The sequence below is a fragment of the Marinobacter piscis genome (assembly GCF_007671655.1).
In the GTDB taxonomy this organism is placed as follows: Bacteria; Pseudomonadota; Gammaproteobacteria; order Pseudomonadales; family Oleiphilaceae; genus Marinobacter; species Marinobacter piscensis.
The window spans coordinates 1-24,799 of sequence record NZ_VCGX01000002.1 but is presented as its reverse complement, the minus strand read 5'-3'; the positions used below and the strand labels follow the sequence as shown (position 1 = coordinate 24,799).

Annotated in this window: 20 protein-coding genes and 1 rRNA gene; 9 read left to right on the top strand and 12 right to left on the bottom strand. The window is 54.8% G+C overall.

From position 1 onward, the window contains the following. Positions 1 to 2 precede the first annotated feature (2 nt). From FFI95_RS05795 to FFI95_RS05775, 5 genes are all read right to left on the bottom strand, one after another. Positions 3 to 1,631 (bottom strand): CTP synthase, encoded by a 1,629-nt coding sequence (locus FFI95_RS05795; RefSeq protein ID WP_144821498.1) that lies wholly within the window; start codon positions 1,629 to 1,631, stop codon positions 3 to 5. Positions 1,632 to 1,719: 88 nt separating this feature from the next. After that, positions 1,720 to 3,060 (bottom strand): tRNA lysidine(34) synthetase TilS, encoded by a 1,341-nt coding sequence (gene tilS / locus FFI95_RS05790; RefSeq protein WP_144821497.1) that lies wholly within the window; start codon positions 3,058 to 3,060, stop codon positions 1,720 to 1,722. After that, entirely contained in the window at positions 3,044 to 3,997 is a 954-nt protein-coding gene (accA, locus tag FFI95_RS05785; protein ID WP_144821496.1) for an acetyl-CoA carboxylase carboxyl transferase subunit alpha, read from the bottom strand. The genes tilS and accA overlap by 17 nt, the downstream gene beginning before the upstream one ends. Positions 3,998 to 4,154: 157 nt before the next feature. Next, positions 4,155 to 7,637: a DNA polymerase III subunit alpha gene (gene dnaE / locus FFI95_RS05780; protein WP_144821495.1), complete on the bottom strand. Its 3,483-nt coding sequence runs from the start codon at positions 7,635 to 7,637 to the stop codon at positions 4,155 to 4,157. A 74-nt stretch (positions 7,638 to 7,711) separates the two neighbouring features. After that, a complete protein-coding gene (locus FFI95_RS05775; protein WP_246069486.1) occupies positions 7,712 to 8,110 on the bottom strand; it encodes a TlpA family protein disulfide reductase in 399 nt (132 codons plus the stop codon). A 137-nt stretch (positions 8,111 to 8,247) separates the two neighbouring features. On the opposite strand from FFI95_RS05775, the gene arsC reads away from it, so the two are divergent. The 3 genes from arsC to FFI95_RS05760 are packed head-to-tail and all read left to right on the top strand — an operon-like array spanning position 8,248 to position 9,649. After that, on the top strand, positions 8,248 to 8,601 hold the full coding sequence (arsC, locus tag FFI95_RS05770; protein WP_144821493.1) for an arsenate reductase (glutaredoxin): 354 nt from the start codon (positions 8,248 to 8,250) through the stop codon (positions 8,599 to 8,601). Positions 8,602 to 8,631: 30 nt separating this feature from the next. Continuing rightward, a complete protein-coding gene (gene wrbA / locus FFI95_RS05765; RefSeq protein ID WP_144821492.1) occupies positions 8,632 to 9,237 on the top strand; it encodes an NAD(P)H:quinone oxidoreductase in 606 nt (201 codons plus the stop codon). Between the two features lie 52 nt (positions 9,238 to 9,289). Further along, the gene (locus FFI95_RS05760) at positions 9,290 to 9,649 is read left to right on the top strand and encodes a DUF2069 domain-containing protein (protein WP_144821491.1); all 360 of its coding nucleotides are present in this window, start codon (positions 9,290 to 9,292) and stop codon (positions 9,647 to 9,649) included. Between the two features lie 7 nt (positions 9,650 to 9,656). Here FFI95_RS05760 and FFI95_RS05755 read toward each other — a convergent pair whose 3' ends face one another. The 6 genes from FFI95_RS05755 to smrA form a co-directional block, all read right to left on the bottom strand. Beyond that, a complete protein-coding gene (locus FFI95_RS05755; RefSeq protein ID WP_144821490.1) occupies positions 9,657 to 10,712 on the bottom strand; it encodes a DUF3080 domain-containing protein in 1,056 nt (351 codons plus the stop codon). Positions 10,713 to 10,769: 57 nt separating this feature from the next. Continuing rightward, positions 10,770 to 11,774 (bottom strand): XdhC family protein, encoded by a 1,005-nt coding sequence (locus FFI95_RS05750; RefSeq protein WP_144821489.1) that lies wholly within the window; start codon positions 11,772 to 11,774, stop codon positions 10,770 to 10,772. Beyond that, the gene (locus tag FFI95_RS05745) at positions 11,767 to 13,971 is read right to left on the bottom strand and encodes a xanthine dehydrogenase family protein molybdopterin-binding subunit (RefSeq protein ID WP_144821488.1); all 2,205 of its coding nucleotides are present in this window, start codon (positions 13,969 to 13,971) and stop codon (positions 11,767 to 11,769) included. Before FFI95_RS05745 ends, FFI95_RS05750 begins: the two co-directional genes overlap by 8 nt. A 1-nt stretch (position 13,972) precedes the next feature. Then, positions 13,973 to 14,458 carry a (2Fe-2S)-binding protein gene (locus FFI95_RS05740; protein ID WP_144821487.1) on the bottom strand — a complete coding sequence of 162 codons (486 nt, stop codon included), beginning with the start codon at positions 14,456 to 14,458 and terminating at the stop codon, positions 13,973 to 13,975. A gap of 91 nt (positions 14,459 to 14,549) precedes the next feature. Further along, positions 14,550 to 14,741, bottom strand: a complete 192-nt coding sequence (locus FFI95_RS05735; protein ID WP_144821486.1) for a membrane lipoprotein lipid attachment site-containing protein — start codon at positions 14,739 to 14,741, stop codon at positions 14,550 to 14,552. A 43-nt stretch (positions 14,742 to 14,784) separates the two neighbouring features. Further along, positions 14,785 to 15,366: a DNA endonuclease SmrA gene (gene smrA / locus FFI95_RS05730; RefSeq protein WP_144821485.1), complete on the bottom strand. Its 582-nt coding sequence runs from the start codon at positions 15,364 to 15,366 to the stop codon at positions 14,785 to 14,787. Positions 15,367 to 15,520: 154 nt separating this feature from the next. Here smrA and FFI95_RS05725 point away from each other — a divergent pair, with 154 nt between their 5' ends. The 6 genes from FFI95_RS05725 to FFI95_RS05700 all read left to right on the top strand — a co-directional run bounded on the left by FFI95_RS05725 (position 15,521) and on the right by FFI95_RS05700 (position 24,525). After that, the gene (locus FFI95_RS05725; protein WP_144821484.1) at positions 15,521 to 17,437 is read left to right on the top strand and encodes a putative nucleotidyltransferase substrate binding domain-containing protein; all 1,917 of its coding nucleotides are present in this window, start codon (positions 15,521 to 15,523) and stop codon (positions 17,435 to 17,437) included. A gap of 17 nt (positions 17,438 to 17,454) precedes the next feature. Continuing rightward, positions 17,455 to 18,162, top strand: coding sequence for a 3'-5' exonuclease (locus FFI95_RS05720; RefSeq protein WP_144821483.1), 708 nt, complete (start codon positions 17,455 to 17,457; stop codon positions 18,160 to 18,162). Positions 18,163 to 18,315: 153 nt separating this feature from the next. Continuing rightward, positions 18,316 to 18,579, top strand: a complete 264-nt coding sequence (locus FFI95_RS05715) for a DUF4212 domain-containing protein (RefSeq protein ID WP_144821482.1) — start codon at positions 18,316 to 18,318, stop codon at positions 18,577 to 18,579. 4 nt (positions 18,580 to 18,583) lie between these two features. After that, positions 18,584 to 20,350 carry a sodium:solute symporter family protein gene (locus tag FFI95_RS05710; protein WP_144821481.1) on the top strand — a complete coding sequence of 589 codons (1,767 nt, stop codon included), beginning with the start codon at positions 18,584 to 18,586 and terminating at the stop codon, positions 20,348 to 20,350. A 96-nt stretch (positions 20,351 to 20,446) separates the two neighbouring features. Then, the gene (locus tag FFI95_RS05705) at positions 20,447 to 20,953 is read left to right on the top strand and encodes a hypothetical protein (RefSeq protein ID WP_144821480.1); all 507 of its coding nucleotides are present in this window, start codon (positions 20,447 to 20,449) and stop codon (positions 20,951 to 20,953) included. 53 nt (positions 20,954 to 21,006) lie between these two features. Continuing rightward, positions 21,007 to 24,525, top strand: a complete 3,519-nt coding sequence (locus FFI95_RS05700; protein WP_144821479.1) for a hybrid sensor histidine kinase/response regulator — start codon at positions 21,007 to 21,009, stop codon at positions 24,523 to 24,525. Between the two features lie 155 nt (positions 24,526 to 24,680). Here the strand turns inward: FFI95_RS05700 and rrf are convergent. After that, a 5S ribosomal RNA gene (gene rrf / locus FFI95_RS05695) occupies positions 24,681 to 24,796 on the bottom strand. Positions 24,797 to 24,799 lie beyond the last annotated feature (3 nt).

Sequence of the window (24,799 nt, the reverse complement as noted above, 5' to 3'; positions counted from 1 at the left end):
AATCAGGATTCCTTACGGTTCGCCAGTGCTGCTTCCACAAAGCCTTTGAACAATGGGTGGCCGTCCCGGGGAGTGGAGGTAAACTCCGGGTGGAACTGGCAGGCTACAAACCAGGGGTGGTCGGGAACTTCAATAACTTCGACCAGCTTGCCGTCGGTTGAACGTCCGGAAACCTTCAGGCCGGCGTCTTCAAGCTGCGGCAGGAAATGGTTGTTGACTTCGTACCGATGCCGGTGGCGCTCGCGAATGGTCTTTCTGCCATAGCAACTGGCAATGTTTGAACCTTCGGCAAGCACACAGTCCTGAGCCCCAAGGCGCATGGTACCGCCAAGATCCGATTCGTCTGTGCGCTCTTCACGCTCACCCGTAGCATCCAGCCATTCAGTAATCAGACCGACAACCGGCTCGGGTGTATGCTCACGGAATTCAGTACTGTGAGCATCCAGCAGGCCGGCTTTATTGCGCGCATATTCAATTACGGCCACCTGCATTCCCAGACAAATACCCAGGTACGGTACTTTATTCTCTCGGGCGTATTGTACGGTACGGATTTTACCTTCTACACCACGCTCACCAAAGCCACCGGGCACCAGGATTGCATCCGCGCCTTCAAGCACGTGGGTACCATCGCGTTCGATGTCTTCAGAATCAATATAGTTGATTTTCACCTTGGTGCGGGTTTTGATGCCCGCATGTAACAGGGACTCAATCAGGGACTTATAAGCTTCCAGCAGATCCATGTACTTGCCAACCATGGCAACCGTTACTTCCTGCTCAGGGTTCATCAATGCTTCGACAACCCCATCCCATTCGCTCAGGTCGGCGTCGCGGGCATCAAGGCTGAAGCGCTCAATAACCAGTTGGTCAAGACCATGTTCATGGAGCATGCGCGGAATAGCATAGATGGATTTGGCATCGCGCATCGGGATGACTGCACGCTCTTCCACATTTGTGAACAGCGCGATTTTCCGACGGGAGCTGACATCCACCTCATGTTCCGACCGGCACAGCAGTATATCCGGCTGCAGGCCGATGGAGCGCATTTCTTTTACGGAATGCTGTGTGGGTTTGGTTTTTACTTCACCGGCGGTGGCAATGTAAGGAACCAGTGTCAGGTGCATGAATAATGCGCGGGAGGCGCCTACTTCAACCTTCAGCTGGCGACAGGCTTCCATAAAGGGAAGAGATTCTATGTCACCAACCGTTCCACCTACTTCAACCAGAGCCACATCAACGCCAGCAGCCCCTTCGACAACACGACGTTTGATTTCGTCAGTAATATGGGGAATAACCTGAACGGTGCCACCAAGATAGTCACCCCGGCGCTCTTTGCGTATAACTTCTTCGTACACACGGCCGGCTGTAAAGTTATTACGCCGGGTCATTGGGGTACGGATAAAGCGCTCATAATGGCCAAGATCGAGGTCAGTTTCAGCACCATCATCGGTGACATAAACTTCACCGTGCTGAAACGGGCTCATGGTGCCCGGGTCAACATTAATATAAGGGTCCAGCTTGAGGATGGTGACCTTTAGGCCGCGTGCTTCAAGAATGGCAGCCAGAGAGGCTGATGCGATCCCTTTGCCCAGTGAGGACACAACACCGCCGGTGACGAAAATATAACGCGTCATGCAGATTCCATGATTATCAGGTTCTGTTGAAGGAGGGAGATTGTCATCTCAAGATGGGACGCCAGACTACCAGAAAGGCCTGAGTGACTCAATCAAATTCCCGTTCCACAACTAGCCTCCAACCTGCGGCAGGGGCGTCTCCACAGTATTGCCCAGAGCACCATAAACTACCGATGCCGACGAGGTCTTCACTACCTTCCGGCCCGCTGAAAATCAAGGGCAGGCGCGCCCTTTCCCAGGGTGGAACGGCCTGCTCCTGAAGCCATTTTTTCAAGAGTTTAGAGGGCCCATCAGCAGTGAAACGAACACGCTCTCCCCCCTGCCTCGTACAAACCCTTATCCGCGGCTCAGGACGTGCTTCTGACGAGGCGGGGATCAGCTGAATCTTCCACTCACCCCACCTCAGTGGCTGGCCAGACTGAAGCACCACGGGCGCTTTCGGCAACTCTGTATATTCTCCGACCAGGTATACATCACCCTGGTAACGCCGCAACACATAATTGCTGCCCCGCAATTCCGGCGATCGGTCTGTGTCGGCCTGCAACAAATCATGCAGCACCTGTGACCAGTTACTGACGGCGGGTGGATGGAACCCGGCGCGACGGACCCACCAACGCAACAGGTTTTTCTTTTCTGCCAGAGACAGTGCACGCATGCCCTCAACCGAAAGGCGACGCGCCTGCCCGCCCATTGCCTGCCACTGCAGCTGTGCCAATCGCTGATTCAGAAAGTCACTTTCGGAGCAGGCGCCGGCACTGTGCTGCAGACGTTTGATCAGGCCTGGCCAACGCTTTTTCAGGGCGGGCAGTATAGTGAGTCGCAGAAAATTACGGTCGTACTTCGGATTCGAGTTGCTGGGGTCGTCCACCCAGGACAGGCCCGCCTGACGGGCGTAGCGCTCAAGTTCAGAGCGTTCAATACCTAGCAGTGGCCGCGCAAGCCGGCCCGCACCCAGCGGCCGGCTCTCCGGCATGCCGGCAAGCCCGGCCACACCCGTTCCGCGGCACATGCGGAACAACACTGTCTCTGCCTGGTCATCGCCGTGGTGAGCCATCAGCAGCACATCACCCGGCTCCAGCAACTCTTTAAATGCCTGGTAGCGAACGTTACGGGCCGCCTCTTCAAGCCCCTCTCCGGGGCCGGAACCCAGCTTAACGGACACAGGCCGCACGGTAAGAGGCACACCAAGCCGGCTGCACAGCTCCTCACAAAAAGCCTGCGTGTCACCGGCATTGACCTGAAGCTGATGATTGATATGCACCGCCTGCACTTCAGGATGGCTAAGCGCTGCCAGATGCAAAAGGAGTGTGGAGTCCAGGCCGCCACTGAGCGCAACCCAAAGTCTTTGGTAACCCCGTACCGCAGCAACGGGGGCGCTCAGTTGTTCCGGGAAAACCTGTTCCGGGGCCGGGTCAGCGTCCTGTGTCATACCGGGTTAACCGCTCGTACCGTCGGGATACCAGCTCATCCAGCGGCAAACGACCAAGTTCTGCCAAACCATTCGCAAGAGTTTCCCGCAGGGACTCTGCCATCTCTTCCGGGTTACGGTGGGCGCCACCAAGGGGTTCGGAAATAACATTGTCCGCAAGCCCCAGGCTTTGCAGCCGGTCCGCTGTTACACCCATGGATTCTGCAGCCTGAGAGGCGTGCTCTGCACTCTTCCACAGAATAGACGCGCACCCTTCCGGCGAGATCACTGCATAGGTTGAGTACTGCAGCATATTCAGCTGATCACACACACCAATAGCCAATGCGCCGCCGGAGCCGCCCTCGCCAATCACTGTGGAAATCACCGGGGTTTTCAATCTGGATATCACTGCCAGGTTATAGGCAATTGCCTCGCTTTGCCCGCGTTCTTCAGCTCCAATACCCGGGTAGGCGCCCGGCGTATCTATAAACGTCAGAACCGGCATCCTGAAGCGTTCTGCCATTTCCATCAATCGCAGCGCTTTACGGTACCCTTCCGGGCGCGGCATGCCGAAATTACGCTTCACTTTATCCCGGACTTCACGCCCTTTCTGGTGCCCTATAACCATGACTGGCTGGCCATTCAGCCGTGCCGTACCACCGACAATGGCCAGGTCATCCGCAAAGGTACGGTCACCATGAAGTTCATCGAAGTCCTCAAAGATCATCTCGATGTAATCCAGGGTATATGGCCGGCGCGGATGCCGTGCAAGACGGGCTACATCCCAAGGGTGAAGGTCCGAGAAAATACTTTCAGTAAGGCTGACACTTTTCTTTTTCAGCCGTGCAATTTCATCGGTTATGTTTATATCAGTGTCATTGCCAACCATGCGAAGCTCTTCAATCTTGGCTTCCAGGTCGGCAATAGGCTGTTCAAAATCGAGATAGTTAGGGTTCATGATGTTCCATCATTTTATCGCCAGGCGGGACCGCAACGCCGCCCATACAGAATTTGAGACAAAGATATCAGTGGCCGGGCCACGACAAAAGCGGACATTGGTATGAGTCCGCATCCCGGTAACACTCCTGATGCCGGCCTATTCTTTGCCCTGCCACTCAATCATAGACCAGTTCTACACACTGGTCGCCTACCAGATACTTCAGTTCCAGCAACAGGGTGTCGTCCGGCCGGACACGCCAGGTATCCCCCAGTTCAATCCGCGTGCGGGCCTCCGGGCTGACATAGTCTATCCAGACCGGACTGCCTTCGCCGCGGAAGGGCCGCAGAGTACTGTCAATTTTATCCAGGAGGCCATTCTGGAGTTCACCGGCGGAAAGATTCAGCTTCAGTCCTTTGCCAAACTGCTTGCGTGCGCCGGGTACATCCATCACGGAGTTTACTCGCATTTTCATCTGGCCGGAGTAATCGTCATGGCTTACCTGACCTTCAACCACGATCACCTGATCCGTTTGCAGCAACTCCCGGTTCTCAAAAAAGGCCTCAGAAAACAAGGTGGCCTCAATCCTCGCACTCCGATCATCCAGAGTGATAAAACACATAGTCGAGCCGGTGCGGGTTTTCATGGTTCTTTGTGCAATCACCAACCCGGCTACCCGCTGCGGTGCCTTATTGGGCTTGAGTTCGGAAATGGAGGAACGCACAAACTGCCGCACTTCCCGCTCATACTCATCAAACGGATGCCCGGTAAGATAAAGACCCAGGGTATCCTTTTCACCTTTGAGTCTTTGCTTTTCGGGCCATTCCCGCACGCCGGCAACATCGGCATAAGGGTCGCCCCCTTCTCCTGCCTCAAGCATCTCGCCGAACATGTCCATCATGCCAACGGATTCGTTGCGTGATTGCTGGTCAGCCTGTTGCACAGCTTTGGGGATGCTTTCCATCAATTGCGCCCGGCTGGCCCCGAGCTTGTCCATCGCGCCCGACCGAATCAGCGCTTCCATGGCCCGCTTATTGATTTTCTTCAGATCTACGCGACGGCAGAAATCAAACAGATCCTGATAAGGCTCGCCACTGGCACGCCCCTCAACAACAGCCTGAATGGGCCCCTCCCCCAGACCTTTAATGGCGCCCAGGCCATACACCACCTGCCCGTCATCATTAACCGTGAAGGTGTATTCGGAGCGGCTTACATCTGGGAGCACCAGATCCAGCCCGAGGGTGCGGCACTCTTCTACGAGGGTGACTACTTTATCTGTGTTCTGCATATCTGCGGTTAGTACCGCAGCCATGAACTCGGCAGTGTAGTGTGCCTTCAGCCAGAGGGTCTGGTACGACACCAATGCGTAAGCTGCAGAGTGGGATTTGTTGAAGCCGTACCCGGCAAACTTTTCAACCAGATCGAAAATGTTCTCAGCCAGGGTTTTGTCGATGCCGTTGTCTTTACACCCCTCCAGGAAGAACTGCTTCTGCCTGGCCATTTCCTCAGGTTTTTTCTTACCCATGGCCCGGCGCAGCATGTCTGCGTTACCCAGAGAGTAACCCGCCATGACCTGGGCAATCTGCATGACCTGTTCCTGATAGAGGATAACCCCGTAAGTTGGTTCAAGAACCGGTTTCAGGCCTTCATACTGATAGTCCGGGTGTGGAAACGATACTGGCTGAACGCCATGCTTACGATCAATAAAGTCATCAACCATGCCTGACTGCAAAGGCCCGGGGCGGAAAAGCGCTACCAGGGCAATCATATCTTCCAGCGAGTCTGGCTGCAGACGACGGATCAGATCCTTCATTCCACGGGATTCAAGCTGGAATACCGCTGTGGTCTCGGCCTTTTTCAGCATGGTGAATGAGGCAGGGTCATCCAGAGGAATGGTGTTGATATCCAGCGGCGCCAGCCCACGGCTTTCGCGCCGTGGATTAATCATTTTAAGCGCCCAGTCAATGATGGTCAGTGTTCGCAGGCCAAGAAAGTCAAACTTGACCAGCCCGGCATCTTCCACATCATTTTTATCAAACTGCGTGACCAGGCTTCCGCCTTCATCATCGCAGTACAATGGTGAGAAATCGGTGATTTTAGTGGGGGCTATAACTACGCCACCCGCGTGCTTACCGGCGTTCCGGCACACACCTTCCAGTTTAAGGGCCATCTCCCAGATTTCCTGGGCTTCTTCATCCTGCTCCAGAAACTCCTGAAGGGTGGGTTCCTGCTCAACCGCCTTAGCCAGAGTCATCCCCACTTCGAAGGGAATCATTTTCGAGAGCTTATCCGCCAGCCCGTAGGATTTGCCCTGCACCCGTGCCACATCCCTCACCACCGCTTTAGCGGCCATGGTTCCGAAGGTAATGATCTGGGAAACGGCTTCCCGCCCGTATTTTTCGGCCACGTAAGCGATAACGCGATCCCGCCCTTCCATACAGAAGTCGACGTCAAAGTCCGGCATGGAGACCCTTTCGGGGTTCAGGAAGCGCTCAAACAGCAAATCGTATTGCAGCGGATCAATATCGGTAATCAACTGGGCATAAGCAACCAGTGATCCGGCGCCGGAACCCCGTCCCGGCCCCACTGGTACACCGTTCTCCTTCGCCCACTTGATGAAGTCCATTACAATCAGGAAGTAACCGGGGAACCCCATCTGGATAATAATATCCAGCTCAAAGTTCAGGCGCTTATAGTAGGCAGCGCGCTTGCTTTCATATTCCGGGTCGTCCTTGCTCAGGATTTTCACCAGACGATCTTCCAGCCCTTCCTCCGACACCTTGCGGAAGTACTCGTCCATCGTCATGCCTTCAGGGATCGGATAGTTCGGCAGGAAGTACTCGCCCATTCGAACAGTAACCGAACATCTCCGGGCAATCTCCACAGTATTCTGGATGGCCTCGGGGATATCACTGAACAGTTCGGCCATTTCATCAGGAGTGCGCAGGTACTGCTGATCACTGAAGCGACGCTCACGCCGGGGGTCGTCCAGGGTACGGCTTTCCCCTATGCAAACCCGGGCTTCATGAGCCTCGAAATCATCCGCCTCAAGAAAATGCACATCATTCGTGGCGACCACTGGCAACTCCAGGCTCTGGGCCAGCTCCACATTCATATGCAGGCAGTCTTCATCACCCGGGCGGCCGGTGCGCTGCAACTCCAGATAAAAGGAATCCGGGTACAGATTCATCCAATACTCAGCCCGGGACTTTGCAAGTTCAGGCTTACCGGACAACAATGCCTTACCCACATCGCCTACCTTAGCGCCGGATAAGGCGATCAGGCCCTCTGCGCGGCTTTCGAGCCAGTGCCGTTGTATGATCGGCTTGCCGAACCGCTGACCCTCGGTATACCCCAATGAAATGATTTCTGTAAGGTTAAGGTACCCGGCGTTGTCCTTTGCCAGCAAAGTCAGACGAAACGGGTTATCAGGTTCATCGGGGTTATCCAGCCAAAGGTCGGCGCCAATAACGGGTTTGACCCCGGCATTGGTGGTTTCCTTGTAAAACCGCACAAGTGAACACATGTTGGACTGTTCGGTAAGGCCCACGGCCGGCATACCAAGCTCTGCAACCCGCTCTACGAGAGGCTCAACGCGAACAAGGCCGTCCACCATGGAATACTCGGAGTGGACGCGTAGATGTACAAATGTCTGCGACATATCGTCTGCTGGTTCCTGCATGTCTATTCGTTAGATGGTCTGAAGCACGTGGCTGAACGGTTTTATCGTACCTTTCAGTCACTGATCAATGCACGTATCTCTTCTTTCGTCTGCGGGCCAAAGCGGGCTTCGAGGAGGTTACCATCGGGACCCACAACAAACGTTGCGGGTAACGCCACCGGGACTTTCCAGTCAAACTCCGGGGCCGGGTCTTCGGTCAGCATATTGTACTCAATGCCCATTCGTTTCCCGAGATCCACCAGCGCCTCACCCTTTATTTCATCAAAGTTCACGCCCAGGACAGTGATGTCCGTTGCTTTATCCAGCTCGTTCAGCTCCGGTATTTCCTCCAGACAGGGCTTGCACCACTCTGCCCAGTAGTTTACCAGTACCCACTGTCCCCGCAGGTCTTCCCACACCAGAGCCGGGCCCTCTGCCCGCTCGAACTCTGCTTGCTGGCACCCTGCAAGCATCGGCACAATAATCAGCGCAAGCCAGGTGGCCGCATTTCGCAGCAACCGGACTCTGGCAGGGTTCAGCACCGGTAAGCCTCCTGTTAGACTACGCATAACAATCACTTGCAGCTCCACTTGAATTGACAGGCCTGAAGATGACAGAACCTATCCAGATTTTCCACAATCCGCGTTGTTCGAAATCCCGCCAGACTCTTGAACTGCTCAAAGAACAGGGTGTGGAACCAGAGGTTGTACGCTACCTGGAAACGCCCCCGACTGAGCAGGAACTTTCTGACATTCTTGATGCCCTGGACCGCCAGCCCCGGGAGCTGATGCGAACAAAAGAGGCTGAGTACAAGGAACTGGAGCTGGACAACCCGGCTCTGAGCCGCGCCCACCTGATTGCAGCCATGGTAGCAAATCCGAAACTCATTGAGCGGCCAATTGTGCGTGCCAATGGTAAGGCAGCTGTCGGCCGCCCGCCCGAAAGTGTACTCGACATTCTCTGATACCCTGATCGCCAACGAAAGGAACCTGACATGCCCGAACAACGGCCCTATGTTCTGATTCTGTACTACAGCCGCAACGGGCAAACTGCAGAAATGGCCAGCCAGATTGGCCGGGGTGTTGCCAAAGCCCCCGGTATAGAAGCCAGGCTACGCTCTGTGCCTGTTGTCTCACCCGATACAGAGGCCTCACTGCCCGCAGTTCCCGATACAGGCGCACCTTATGTCAGCAAAGCCGACCTTGCGGGCTGCGCCGGTCTGGCCATAGGCAGCCCGACCCGCTTCGGGAATATGGCAGCGCCCCTGAAGTATTTCCTGGATACAACCGGAGACCTCTGGCTCGGTGGTGCTCTGGCAGGTAAACCAGCCGGAGCGTTTACCTCGACTGGCAGCCTGCATGGCGGTCAGGAAGCCACCCTCCTGTCCATGATGGTGCCACTGCTGCATCATGGCATGGTGTTGTGCGGTCTGCCCTATACAGACCAGAACCTCAGCGAAACAACCTCCGGAGGTACGCCCTATGGCCCGTCACACTGGGCCGGTACCGGCGAACAACTGCCTTTGAGCACACATGAGAAAGCGCTTTGCCAGCATTTTGGTGAGCGTCTTGCCAGGCTTGCGCTGAAGCTGGCCGACTGACAGGTATGCCGTTTTTCGGCTGATAATCTCTCTGATTTACCGGACTCTGACAATGCTGCATAACCCCAAAGCCCGCACGACCGCCCGGGCAACGCAATTCCTCTATCTGGCCGTGCTGGCCACTCTGCTGATAACAACGTTTTACCCCGAACCGATTGCGGGGGTATCCATAACCCTAATGCTATCGGTCAAGCTGTTACCACTGCTGGCACTGGGACTGCCGGTATTCCGCGGCAATAATCGCGGCTATATCTGGCTGGGTTTTGCGGTGATCTTCTATTTCACCCAGGCGGTGGTTTCAGCCTGGCTGACTCAGGGCGCGCCTGGCCCGGTCATTCTGATGATACTGACATTTTTGTTGTTTTCAGTCGCAATGGTGCACCTGAAAGTGAATCGACCGGTAACAGGCTGACAGATACTTAAACGCCCGGCCTCAGCCCACACTGTTCAAGAAGTGTTTGCCAGCTTCTGGTGTGGTCGCTGATGGCCTTGTCCAGTTTTACCCACACGCTTTCCTCGCCTTCGAGGGCGAGCGCCCACTGGTACCACTGCCTGAACGACTCAGGCATAACGGACGCCTGCATGGCCGCCAACTCTGACAATGGCTCAATCAGGTCGGTACGCGCACGCCGGAGGCTGGCCAGGTATGGCTGTACCCTGCCTATGTAGACACTGTAAAACATGCTCTGAACAATATCTGACTGATTATTTGGCTTACCATTCAGGCAAAGCGGACGCCCCGCCAGCCGCTTTTGAATGACCTGCGTCGCATCGTCAAGCCGTGTTGCCACAAGGCTGGCACTGGTGAGTAACTGTCCGCCCCGATGCTCCGCCTGCCAACGCTGATGTACTTTCCCCCAGAAGCCCAGATCCACCTCAAGATTGTCTTCCTTCAGGGCCGCTACGGCTTTATTTAATTGCCGGGCTTCCCGGGCAAGGTCTGACAGTGAGGCTTCCGGCTCTACCGGAAATGCCCCTTTTGCCAGGGTAAACAGTGATTCGGCCTCTTCAACACCCCAGGTGGCATTCCAGATCGCGACAGGCAGAGTTGCACGTTTGCTTGCTATTGCCTGTTCTAACGTCTCCTTGAGCTCATCGTTGTTGATGGTTTCAATACAGTCCCCGGCGGTCCGGATAAAATTGACTTCGTATCGAAGGCGATTAAGAGGCTGCATCACCCGCCCCATGATCGAGTTTTTCTCACCGACAACGTATTGCAACTCGCAGCCATAAAGTGAGAGAAAGTCCAGCATGCCAAGTTCCAGATCCGGCAATGGCAACACCCGGTCTCGGCGCCTGGGTATTTGCTGTACCGGGGCTGTTCCGGACAGCTCGGGCTCGATATCCAATACCTGGCCAACCCGCTCGACATACTCATCCATCATGGTGCGCGGCTCCGAGAACGGATCGCAGCCGGCAAGCAAGAGCAGGAATGCACTGCCTATTAGCAGTCGGGTCAAACGGAAGCCAGACATAGTACTTCCTCCCGGGAATTCCGAAGTCGCAGAGATCAGAAAGCCTGAAGCCAGGGCTCAGGCGCTATTCATATGTCGCACGCGGTGTCGCGCTGCAATCAGGTCGGCCACTACTGAAACGGCAATTTCCGCTGGCGTCTTGCTCGGAATGTCCACACCGATCGGGGCCCGCAAGTGAGCCAGAGCCGCCTCATCAAGCCCCAGGGACCTCAGCCGCTCGCGCCGGGACTCAGAGGTTCTCACGGAACCCATTGCCCCCACATAAAACCCCGGGGACTGCAGTGCCGCCAGCAGGGCCATATCGTCTATTCTGGGATCATGAGCCAGCGCTAATACGCCACACCAGGGGTCATTGAAGGACTGGTTTATCAAGTCGTCAGGCAAACAACGATCGAGCGGCAGGTGCGGGTGCCCCCAGCCGGCAGCAAATGCTTCCCGCGGCTCGCACAGGGTAACGGAAAAATCTGCAGCCCTGGCAAACTCCGCGACATACCGAGCGACTTCGCCGGCCCCAATCAGCAGTAGCCGGCACTCAGGCTGTAACGTGTGAGCCAGCTCTTCGTTATCAAATACAATAGCAGGGCCAGTACCCGCCGCCACAGATTCCAGGGCAACCCCCCTGTTCAGACTGACCCTGCGGGTTACCGGCTGGCGCTTGCGCAACGCCTGTGCCAGCTGCTGTATATGTTCAATCGAAGAGCCGCCCTTGTCTGAGGGGTGACCGATTGGCTCTACCAACAAGCGGATACGGCCGCCACAGGGTAGGCGGAAATCGTCACGGTCGTCATCGGTAATGCCGTAATCGAGGACTACCGGGTAGTCTGCACCATCCTCCGCAGTGCGGCGTAACAAGTCTTCTTCCAGACAGCCGCCCGACACTGAACCGCTCCATTGCCCGGAATCGCTCACCGCCAGCCAGGACCCTGCAGGCCGGGGCGATGATCCCCAGGTTTCGACAATCGTGCACAGCCACACCTGCCAGCCCTGCTCAAGCCATGACAGTACATCCCGGATTACCGATTCATGGCTCCCCGTCAGCGCCGTGGCTTTGAGATCAGACATCGGCTGTCAGAGGTAAACGGCGTTGGCGTTTGCCCGTCAAAGCATAAAGCGCATTGCCCAAAGCGGGAATCACCGGAGGCACGCCAGGCTCACCCACGCCCGTCGGGGCTTCCGTACTTTCAACAATATCCACCGTTACCTCGGGCAACTCGAACTGTCGCATCAGCTGGTAGTCATGGAAGTTACTCTGGCGAACCTTACCTTTATCAAAGTTTATTTCACCGTAAATCGCTGCCGTCAGACCGAAAACAATTCCGCCTTCAATCTGGTCCTCAACAATGCGGGGATTGACCACCTGGCCGCAATCCAGGACACAGGCCACTTTATAAACCTTGATCTTGCCATTTTCCACGCCCGCTTCCACCACTTGCGCGACGAACGTACCAAAGCTTTTGAACAGGGCAATGCCCCGGCCGCGGCCTTCCGGCACAGGGCTGTCCCAGTCCGCGATGCTTACCGCCCGGTCAAGCACTTCCAGATGTCGGGGTTGCCCTGCCAGCAGCTTGCGGCGAAACTGGTAAGGGTCTTCTCCCGCCTCGTACGCCAGTTCATCCATAAAGGTTTCAACCGCAAAACCATTGTGCGAGTACCCTACGGAACGCCAGAACGTCACCGGGATACCTGGATCAGTATGGGTATGGCGGATATCGATATTGTCGACGTTGTAAGGGTATTCTATTGCCCCTTCAATGGCCGACATGTCCTTGGGTGTGGCAACACCTTCAGCAAGCAGTCCAATCTTGCCCAAGGTGCCATACATGAATTTTGGCGCCCAGGGGTATTGCGCAGGTGCCGCATTGCGCACATACCAGGTCAGCAACTGCGGGCCCACAATCTGGTGGTGCCATCCGGTCAGCCTGTTTCCGTCGAGGCCAGCCTGCATCCGGTGCAGCATTGCCGGACGGTACAAGTCGTGCTGAGTATCCTCTTCCCGTGACCAGATCACCTTCACTGGCTTCTTGACCCGGTATGCCACCGCGGCGGCTTCTTCGACGTAATCCTGGGTCAGCCGACGGCCAAAGCCGCCACCAAGGAAAGTGGTATTAATCGTGACATCGCCCGGAGACAGATCTGTTACCCGCGCCGCCGCAATCCGGCCAAGGTCCGGTGCCTGGGTGGGCGCCCAGACCTCAATGCGGTTTTCCCGGTACCATGCGGTGGCGTTCATCGGCTCCAGAGTGGCGTGGGCAAGGTACGGCTGGCTGTATTCGGCTTCAAAAACTTTTTCGGCATTGCCGGCTGCTGCTTCGTAATCCCCTTCGCTACGCTCAGAGTCTCCGGGATCATCATCAGCAGCGCGCCGGTAGGATGCGAACACCTCATCGGTAGAAACAGACAAAGCGTCCTCATTATCCCACTCGGCTTTCAGGGCTTCCTGAGCTTTGCGGGCGCGCCAGTATTTATCGGCAACAATTGCAACTCCCCGCTCGATTGCAAACACATCGAGAACACCCGGCATGGTACGGACTTCCTCCTCATTGAACGTCCGGACCCGGGCTCCATAACGCGGCGGCCGGCTGACTACGCCGTATACCATTCCCGGAAGTTCAACATCTATGCCATAAACAGCGTTGCCCGTGGACTTTGCGCGGGCATCCAGCCGTCCGTGCTGCTTGCCGATGTATTTCCACTCCGCGGCTGGCTTCAGCGGAACCTCATCACGAATGCTTTGCTTCGAGGCAAGCTCCGCCAACTGCCCGTAACGCATGGAGTCCTGACCATTGGGGTGATAGACATGTCCCTGACGTGCTACACACTCTGCTGCCTCTACCTGCCACACGCTCGCTGCTGCGAGAATGAGCATCTGCCGGGCCGAGGCACCGGCTCTGCGTAGCGGCTCCCAGCTACTGGAAATACTGGTACTGCCCCCGGTAAGCTGCAGTTTGTAAAACGGGTTCCGGTATTCAGGTGCCACTGGTGCAAACCTGGGCGTGATTGCTTCCGGGTCCACCTCCAGCTCTTCTGCAATCAGGGTTGTAAGGCCGGTATACGTACCCTGCCCCATCTCAACCCTGGCCAGCGTAAAGTGAATCTTGTCGTTATCGGTTATTTCCAGCCAGGCATCCGGCTTCCACTTGCCGGTTTCCGGGGTATAGCCGGTGGGCATACCCGAGCACCCTGGCAATGACAGTGCCAACATCAAAGAACCTGAGGTACCAGCGCCTACCTTAAGGAAATCGCGTCGATTCATGGTCATCTCAGGACTCCTCTGCTGCGTCGTAAGCCAGAGACTCGCCGGCCACTGACTCCACCGCTGCAATAATGCGGGAGTAGGTTCCACACCGACAGAGATTGCCAGTCATAGCGGCCACGATATCATCCCGGACAGGCGCTGGATTAGTGGCAAGAAGGTGGGCCGCACTCATGATCTGGCCAGACTGACAGTAGCCACACTGGGGCACACCATGGGCAATCCAGGCTTCCTGCAGAGGGTGAAGCTGACCATCCTCTGCCAACCCCTCAATTGTGGTTATTTCTCCACCCACTGCGGCTTCCACAGAGGTTGAGCACGAACGCACTGGCTCACCGTTCAAATGAACTGTACAAGCACCACAAAGCCCTGCACCACAACCAAACTTGGTGCCCTTGAGCCCAAGTTCATCACGCAACACCCATAACAACGGGGTATCACCCTCAATATCCAGCGATTGCTGTTCACCGTTCACTGTAAGGCTCAATGCCATGCCTGCTCTCTCCGCTTCAGCCCGGTTCTCAAAGCCAGGCTTTTATTTTTTTATGAACTTTGTCTGCTTTCTGCCTGACCGGTACCGCAAGTCATTTCACAACTTTTTCGCCATTTTTGTTGACCCAGACTTCCCGTTCGCCGGATTTCATCTTGCCGTTGGAATCCCAGACTTCGCGATTCTCGGTCGATTGATCAATCTTGCCTTTATCATCCCAGATGACCCGGTCCTGGCATCCGGACAGACCAAGCGCAATAAACATCAAAACTGCGATTTTTTTCATACATGTCTCCTCAGTGGATTCCGGGTAAAAATCGGCTTATTCGTTAACGTCGCCCATGCAACTCACGGTTGTTTTGCTTATCCCGCTCACCTTTTCGAACCATGACATAAACTGCCCCGGTACCACCATGGTGTTTCTGGGCCGAATTGAATGCCAGCACATCCGGGAGCTCCGGCAACCATTTGGCAAGGTAACTTTTAAGCTGGGCTATGCCATCAGGGTTTCGCTCGCCCTTACCGTGAAGAATGATGACCGATCGTAAGCCGTAGCGAACGCAGTCGCCTATAAACCTGAAAACTTCCCGGCGGGCCTGCTCAACGGTCATCTGATGAAGGTCCAGCCTTGCTTCAATGGGGTATTGTCCGAGCCGGAGCTTCCGAAAGACACCATGCTGTACCCCGGGGCGCTGCCAGCAAAGCACATCACGTGCAGTGAGAGGGTCAACCATGTCAGATGTCAGCGGGTTGGAATCCCGGAGAGGGGCGGCCACGGCAGCGCGCTGACGTTCCAGATGGCCTGGTGTCAGCTCGCGGGGCGTGGTGATCTCAGCGCGATTGGGTTTCCGGATACGCCGGACATCTTTCATTTCCTCAAGAAAGCTGAGGCGATCATTTTTACTAGTCATGGCCGTGCTATCAATAATCAGTTGAGTACTGGAACCTTACCACCGCGGCTGTTCCCCATAAAGCAAGCAAGTGAGCCCGTCAACAAAAGTGACCCGCTTGCACGGGTATCCTACACTGTACGGTAACCACGAAGGCGAACCAGCGGAACCAGCAATGCCAGAGACGAGCCAGCTAAGTACACGCCCGCAGAATACCCGTGCCATTATGGTATTTCTCCAGGCTCACGCCCCTTTTTCCAGTATGGATGACGACCACCTGGCCCACTTTGCAGAGCACGCAACACTGCAGTTCTTTGCAGACGGGGAAGAAGTTCTGTCGCCTTCCAGCGGAGTTATTAATACGTTTTATGTTGTCAAGCAGGGGCGTATTCGTGGTGAGCGTGTCAATGACAAAACGGACAGTCCTGAAACCACCTTCGAGATCAGTCAGGGCGAATGCTTTCCAGTGGCCGCAATTATCGGCGAGCGCCCGACCCGAACACTCCATCGCGCTGTAGGCGACACCTTCTGTCTGAGCATTGACCAGGATGCCTTTATTACGCTGATTTCAGAAAGTGAGCCTTTCCGCGACTTTTGCCTGCGCGGTGTCAGCAGTTTATTGGATCAGGTAAACCAGAGAATCCAGACCGGCGCCCTGGCCTCTATGGGTGCCAGTACCTCTCTGAGCACTCCCCTTGAGCGCTATACACTCCGCGCCCCAGTGAGCTGTGCACCAGAGCTTTCCGTTCGTGAAGCAGTTGGCCGCATGCATGCAAGCAATATTGGCAGCATTGTGATCACAGATGACAACCAGACTCCAAAAGGTATTTTTACGCTTCGCGACCTGCGCACCCTGATTGCTCAAGACAGCTGCTCTCTGGATGATCCGGTTCAAGAGGTAATGACAAAGGCCCCTTACAGCCTGCCTGCCCAGGAAGATGCCTTCGCTGCTGCCATGCTAATGGCAGAACACCACTTTGGACATCTTTGTGTAACAGATGATGAAAACCGACTTGTCGGGGTAGTTTCGGAGCGAGACCTGTTTTCCCTGCAGCGAGTCGACCTGGTGGGCCTTGCCCGCACCATTGGTACGGCAACGGATTTGCAGACTCTGGTCAGTCTGCGCACCGACGTCTCCCGCTTAGTGGATGCTATGCAGGCCCACGGTGCGGATTCCGGTCAGGTTGTAAAAATAATCACCACCCTGAACGATGTGACGGTACGGCGGGTGCTCGAGCTGAACATCATGAAACGCGACCCGGGCATTCCCTTCACCTGGCTGGCTTTTGGTAGTGAGGGCCGTCAGGAGCAAACACTGCTGACCGACCAGGATAACGGGATACTGTTCGAGACTCCCGACGGCATGACGGAGGATGAGGTGCGGGAAGTTCTGCTGCCGTTCGCCCGTACCGTCAACGATGAGCTCGCCGAATGTGGCTTTACTCTGTGCCGGGGCAATATCATGGCCGGCAACCCGAAACTCTGTCTGAGCAAACGGGAGTGGGATGACTGGTTTATCCGTTTCATTGACACATCCACACCCCAGAACCTTGTGTATTCGTCGATCTTTCTTGATATGCGGCCGGTGTTTGGCAGTACCGGGCCAGTGCACGACCTTCTGCAAAAGGTTCTTGACAGAATCAGCAACAATGCGCTGTTTCAGAAAATGCTTGCGGGCAACGCGTTCCAGCGCAAACCACCATTAACCATGTTCCGGACGTTCCGTTATGTGTGTGATGGCGACAAACGCAGCCTGGACCTGAAGCGTCAGGGGCTGGCACCCTTCGTGGAATCCGTCCGGGTGTTTGCACTTGCGCATGGAATAGAAAACGCCAACACACTTGAAAGAATAGATGCGCTTACCAAAAAGAATGTTTTTGATACTCAGGATGCTCATGCATGGAAAGATGCGTACAGCCTTATCCAGGCGATTCGTATGCGCGCGCATCAGGAAATGCTGAAACGGGGCGAAGAGCTTACAAATTATATAGATCCGGACGATCTGAACCCGCTGGACCGGCGCATACTCCGCGAATCGTTCCGCCAGGCCCAGCGTTTGCAGCAAAAACTTGAAGTCACGTACCAACTCTGAACTCAGGCTGCCACCGAATGCTGAAAAAAATCAGACAATGGGTTAAGCGCCATCGCGCAACTTCGACCAGTACAACGGCACTGGACAATATGCCAAACCCGAAGTCACCCGGTGAGCAACTGCTTTCTGACTGCCGGCTGGTTGTGCTGGACCTCGAAACCACAGGCCTCAATGCAAGCAAGGATGAAGTTATTGCCATTGGTGCAGTGGCTATCACAGGCAGCGGTATACGCCTCAGCGACCAGTTTGATCTCATTCTGAAACGGCCTGAGCTGGACATTTCTGAAACCGTACTGATCCACGGAATCGGACCAGAAGCCCTGACCCATGGCCATGAAACCGAAGAAGCGCTGCGCTTTCTTCTGGAGTGGATGAACGGGGACCCGATACTGGCCTATAACTCAGCGTTTGATCAGAAATTTCTTGAAAAAACCCTGAAAGCAGAATTGGGCTATACACGACACCACACCTGGATAGATGTGGCCGAGTTATTACCTACCCTCTTTCCCGACAGCCCCACCGGTGGCAGGAGTCTTGACCACTGGGCGGACTTCTTCGGGCTCGAAATCAGCGCCAGACACCATGCTGCTTCTGACGCTATGGTCACCGCTGAACTTACACTGATTGCGTTAAAAAAAGCACAGAGCGCTAAGGTTAAAACCCTCGCACAACTGCACGACAAGCTTCGTTACCGCCGCAGGCTAACCCGCATACACAGCGTATAACCCAAAAAGGGTTCTTGCTGCCATTACGTCCTGTTACAAAAACTCCCGTCGAATTTAGACTTATTGCCAATACCGGCTAGTCACTTTGCGTCTAAAGTCAAAATGGTGGAACGGCCACATACGGATAAAAAACAACAATACAGGAGTCACCCTATGCCCGGTCATAACTACGATGCAGAAAAATACTGGAAGGCGAACCTTCGCCTTATTCTCGGGAGTCTGGTTGTATGGGCTCTGTGCTCATACGGCTTCGCCATTCTACTGCGCCCTCTTCTCTCCGGCATTCCCATCGGAGGCACAGATCTGGGCTTCTGGTTTGCGCAGCAAGGCTCCATCCTCACGTTCATCGCTCTGATTTTTCACTATGCGTGGCGCATGAACAGGCTCGATAAAAAATTCGGCGTAGACGAGGAGTAATCCAATGAGTCAGTTCGGAATCAACATTACCTTTGTAGCAGGCTCATTCCTTCTCTACATACTGATTGCCATCTGGGCAAAGGCGGGAAGTACGAAAGACTTCTACGTAGCCGGAGGGGGCGTTCACCCGATCACTAACGGTATGGCAATTGGCGCCGACTGGATGTCCGCAGCCTCCTTTATTTCCATGGCCGGTATAATCGCCACCACCGGCTATGCCAGCTCCGCCTACCTCATGGGGTGGACCGGCGGCTATGTTCTGCTAGCCATGCTGCTGGCGCCTTATTTACGTAAATTTGGAAAATTTACTGTTCCACAATTTATTGGTGATCGCTTTTACAGTAAAAAAGCCCGTATGGTTGCGGTTATCTGCCTGATCGTTGCATCACTGACGTATGTTATCGGTCAGATGGCCGGGGCCGGGGTTGCCTTCTCGCGTTTCCTCGAAGTTGACTCCACCATGGGTCTGATAATCGCTGCGGTAGTTATCTTTATTTACTCTGTACTCGGCGGCATGAAAGGCATTACCTATACACAGGTGGCACAGTACTGCGTACTGATTCTTGCCTACACCATTCCCGCTGTTTTCATCTCTTTACAGCTCACCGGCAACCCGATTCCGGCTCTGGGGATGTTTTCTACCCATGTTGACTCGGGAATGCCTATTCTCGACAAACTGAACCAGGTCATAACCGACGTAGGCTTCAATGAATACACTGCAGACGTTGATAGCCACCTTAATATGGTGCTGTTCACTCTCACACTGATGATCGGTACCGCCGGTCTGCCCCACGTTATTATCCGCTTCTTTACCGTTCCTAAAGTTGCAGACGCGCGCTGGTCCGCTGGCTGGGCCCTGATCTTTATTGCATTGCTGTATCTGACGGCTCCGGCTGTTGCCTCTATGGCCCGGCTTAACCTGATGACAACTATTTACCCGGAGGGCACTTCTGAAGAACCTATCCAGTACGAAAACCGCCCGAACTGGGTGAAAGAATGGGAAGTCACGGGCCTGATCGAGTTTGATGACAAAAACGAGGACGGTCGCATCCAACTATACAATGATGTCCCATCGTTTCAGGATGAGGCTGAATCCCGTGGGTGGGAAGGTAGTGAACTGGAAGTTAACCGGGACATTCTGGTGCTGGCCAATCCCGAAATTGCCAATCTTCCTGGCTGGGTTATCGGGCTGATCGCTGCAGGCGGTCTGGCCGCCGCGCTATCGACAGCGGCCGGCCTATTGCTGGCTATATCTTCAGCAATCAGTCACGACCTGATTAAAGGCGCAATAAACCCGAATATAACCGAACGGGGTGAGCTGATAGCGGCTCGTATTGCAATGGCGACGACCATTGTTGTGGCAACCTACCTTGGCGCAAACCCGCCCGGGTTCGCAGCCCAGGTTGTGGCACTGGCTTTTGGTATAGCGGCGGCCTCTTTGTTCCCAACCCTGATGATGGGTATTTTCTCGAAGCGCATAAACAACACGGGGGCAATTGCCGGCATGCTGTGCGGCCTTGCGCTGACTCTGTGCTACATCTTCGTCTATAAAGGATGGTTGTTTATCCCGGGTACTGCCAACCTCGCTGATACCCCGGAAAACTGGGTATTTGGCATATCGCCATTATCCATCGGTGCCGTTGGTGCCATGGTCAATTTTGCGGTAGCCTTTGCGGTGTCCAATGCCACCGAAGAGCCACCGGTGGAGATTCAGGAACTGGTTGAAAGTGTTCGTTACCCCCGGGGTGCAGGACAAGCCCAGGATCACTAAGCAACAACCTCGCTACGTTAACTTACCCAGTTAACAGGTGTTACCGAACGGGTTTCCTCTCTGAGGGAGCCCGTTCTTTCTTAAGGAAACACGATTATGTTCTGGACTCTTGTCGCCACAGTCTTCTGCGGCCTGGGCGCTGCCGGTATCGGCCTGGTTATTCGGGCTGCCACCCGCAACGCCGCCCCCCGATGGATAATTCCGGTCTTTGCCGGCCTGGGCATGCTGGCATACCTAATCTACGGAGAGTACGCCTGGTATGAACACAAACAATCACTCCTGCCGGAAGAAGCGGTCGTAGTAAGCACTGAAAGCAACGGAATTTTCTGGCGCCCCTGGTCTTTGTTTTTCCCGTATATTACCGCCTTCTCCGCAGTTGATACGGACAGCATCGGGCAGGACACTGAAAACCCTGATATCGTCAGATTTACTCTCTACCGGTTTGAGCAACAGATAACAGATACTGTTTCACACCGAGTGCATATTATAAATTGCACAACCCGGGAACTCGTCCCCATAGGATCCGATGGAACACCCCGGCTTGATAACCTCAAAACTCTTGAGCGGGGCGACCCACTGTACTCAACAGTCTGCCGCCGCTGACACTCTGGTAACACAGCCAGGTAATCCGCTCTACCTGACGGAAGTACAGTAATATGATTAGTGTCTGGTTGTTGGTGTTAATTTCAATCACCTACATCTCAATCCTTTTTATCATCGCCTGGGCGGGTGACAAACACCCCGGGCTCTATAAAAAACGCCTCGCCAGAACCCACGTCTATTCGCTGTCTCTGGCTGTTTACTTCACTTCCTGGACCTTTTATGGGGCGGTAGGCCGCGCCACCCAGGAAGGACTGGGGTTTCTGCCAATCTACCTCGGGCCTTTACTCGTGTTTGTCTTCGGTGCGCCTTTGTTGCGCCGGATTATCTATATCAGCAAGCGCAACAACAGCACCTCTATTGCCGACTTTATTGCCTCCCGCTACGGCAAATCGCAACTACTGGCCGCTATGATTGCGGCTGTCGCCCTGATTGGCAGCGTGCCCTATATCGCCTTACAGCTGAAAGCCATTGCTATGGGATTTGACGTGCTGTCTGATACAGGTAACGGTACACAGGCGCTCAGTACCGCTGCGTGGAACGACGCTGCCTGGTACATCACTCTGGCTCTGACAGTGTTTACCGTGCTGTTTGGTACACGCCACCTGGAGTCCACAGAACATCACCGCGGTATGATTCAGGCTGTTGCTTTTGAATCACTGATCAAACTCATTGCGTTTGTCGCGGTCGGGCTTTTTGTGGGATATGGACTTTATAACGGTTTTGGTGACCTGTTGAACAATGTCACGCAGGCAAACCTGACCGGTACTCTGACAACCGATGGTATAGAGTTACCCGCTTTCATTACCCAGACGCTGGTAGCCATGCTGGCCATTGTCTGCCTACCCCGACAGTTCCATGTGATGGTGGTGGAAAATGCTGACCACCGGGACCTCAAGGTTGCCCGCTGGGCAATGCCCGTTTACCTTATTATAGCCAGTGCTTTCGTGCTTCCGATTGCGGCTGCCGGCCTTCTGGCCCCCGATACAGCGGCTATTAATCCCGACATTCTTATCCTTCAGCTGCCAATCATCGCGGATAAACCCTGGCTTGCTGTTTTTGCCTTTCTCGGCGGCGGCTCCGCTGCAGCAGCCATGGTGATCGTCTGCTCTGTTGCAATCGCAACGATGGTCAGCAACGAGATCATCATGCCCGCTCTGCTTAAGTTCTTCCGCCCTCGAATGAACCGCCAGGCAGATCTGAGTTCGCTGCTGCTAGGGATTCGCAGACTGGCAATATTCGTCGTACTGCTTACGGCTTATGGCTTCTATCGAATGGCGGGGGAGGATTATAGCCTGACATCCTTTGGCCTTCTGTCGTTTGCTGCAGCTGCACAATTCGGGCCTGCTTTAGTAGGCGGTATCCTCTGGCGCCGGGGAAACGCTGCAGGGGCTACATGGGGGCTTGCTCTGGGGTTCATTATCTGGTGTTACACATTACTTCTTCCTGCACTTACGTCAACAGGCTGGGTTACTGATTCGCTTATCAATGAAGGCATCTGGGGGCTAAACTGGACACGACCAACAGCGCTGTTCGGTCTCGAGCTGGACCAGACCAGTCATGGCATTATCTGGAGCCTGGGCATTAACACCCTGACCTATATTCTGCTATCCCTGGCCACACGGCAACGAGTCCGGGAAAAAATCCAGATCGCCTCATTCTTTCAGGAACCTCACCCCAACGCTGACACTGTTCAGGACCAAAGCTGGCAGGGTGAAATTCTGATATCCGACCTGCAGGCTCTGACCGACAGGTTCATGGGCGAGGAACGCTCTGAAGCCATCTTCCTCAATTACGGTCGCCGCAATGCCATACGACTCTACCCGCACCGGCCAGCCTCCTCTCATTTAATGAAATACATTGAGCGTCAACTGGCCTCAGTCATCGGTGCCTCCACCGCACGGGTGGTGCTGGAGTCGACCCTGACAGGTCGGGACATGCAGATTGAGGATGTGGTAAGCATTGTCGATGAAGCTTCAAAGGCAATGACATTCAGTCGGGAACTACTGCAATCAGCGATTGAGAATATCAGCCTAGGAGTCTCCGTCGTTAACCAGCAACAACAGCTGGTGGTATGGAATCAGCGGTACCTCGAGCTTTTCTCATACCCTAAAGGTTTTGTGAAGGTTGGCCGCTCTGCGGAAGAGCTCATGCGCTATAACCTCACCAACGCCAACCTGTCTGCAAGACGCATCGATGATATTGTGGCTAAACACTACAAGCGTATGCGCGAAGGGGAGCTTATCTCCTACGAACGCCAGCGGCCGGATGGCACTATTATCCGGGTAGATGGCAGCCCGATTCCAGGGGGTGGGTACGTTACTACATTCCAGGATATTACGCCTATACGCCGTACCGAACAGGCGCTTAAAGAAACCAATATTTATCTGGAACAAAGGGTGAAAGAGCGAACCCAGGAGCTTCAGATTATTAACGAGCAAATGCTTAAAGCAAAATCCGTGGCGGAGCAGGCAAATCAAAGTAAAACCCGCTTCCTGGCATCAGCCAGCCACGACCTGCTGCAACCGCTCAACGCGGCACGCCTGTTTACTTCAGCTCTTTCCGGAAAAACCGACAATTCAGAGACCCGGGATCTGGTTGAGCATATTGACAGCTCATTAGGAGCCGCGGAAGAAATCATCAGTACTCTGCTGGACATATCCAAGCTCGATGCTGGCGCCCTGGAACCTGACCTCGGTGTCTTCCCGGTTAATGACATCATGCGTCACCTGGCTACCGACTTTACAGCGATTGCTGAAGATCAGGGGCTCAGCCTGCATGTGGTACCTAGCAGCGCCTGGGTTAACTCAGACTCAAAGCTGTTAAGGCGTGTGGTTCAAAACTTCCTGTCTAACGCCATACGCTATACGCCCGAAGGTAGAATTCTTCTTGGGTGTCGCCGCCTGAAAGGCTATTTACGCATTGAAGTATGGGATACGGGCCCGGGCATTCCTGAGGACCAGCTGAATTTTATATTCGAAGAGTTCCAGCGCTTCCAGCATGGCCGGGACAAGAAAGGCCTTGGCCTTGGTCTCGCAATCGTCGACAGGATCAGCGGCATGCTGAACCACCCTATAAGCGTGCACTCTGTGCAAGGGAAAGGCAGTGTGTTTGGAGTTACAGTACCCCTGGCGCCTGCAGATCAGGCCCATCGGGCCACCGAAACCCAGACGGCGAGCAGCTCCCGCCGGGTATCCAGTCTTGGTGGGCTGAATGTACTCTGTATAGATAACGATCCGGCAATTCTACAGGGAATGGTCGCTTTGCTTAGCAACTGGCAGTGCAATGTGACTGCCGCCGAAAGTCTCGACGATGCCAGGAACAAGTTGGGCGAACAGCCAGATATCATACTGGCCGATTATCAGCTTGATGATGACAAGAATGGACTGGATGCGATGGATGCATTACGAGCATCTGCCGGTGAGGATATTCCCGGCATTCTGATCACCGGGTACATGGCACCCGAGGTTCGTGATGATGCTACTGACCGAGGCTACCAGGTTCTGTACAAACCCGTTAAACCAGCTGCTCTCCGGGCTGTTGTTAATAAGCTGCTGAAACAGAAGCGCTCGTAACATTTGCTGCCCCTGTCCACACCAACCTGCACAAGCCTGGTGTCGCGCTCCGCCTACCAGGCGCTGCTGCGTGCCGCGCTGGCTTGCCAGCAATGCAGTATACCAGACAAAAAAAAGCCCCGGCAGCGGTGCTGTCGGGGCTTTCTTAATTAAGAGTCTGACGATGACCTACTCTCACATGGGCAGATGCCACACTACCATCGGCGCAGGCCTGTTTCACTTCTGAGTTCGGGATGGGATCAGGTGGTACCAGGCCGCTATGGTCGTCAGACAA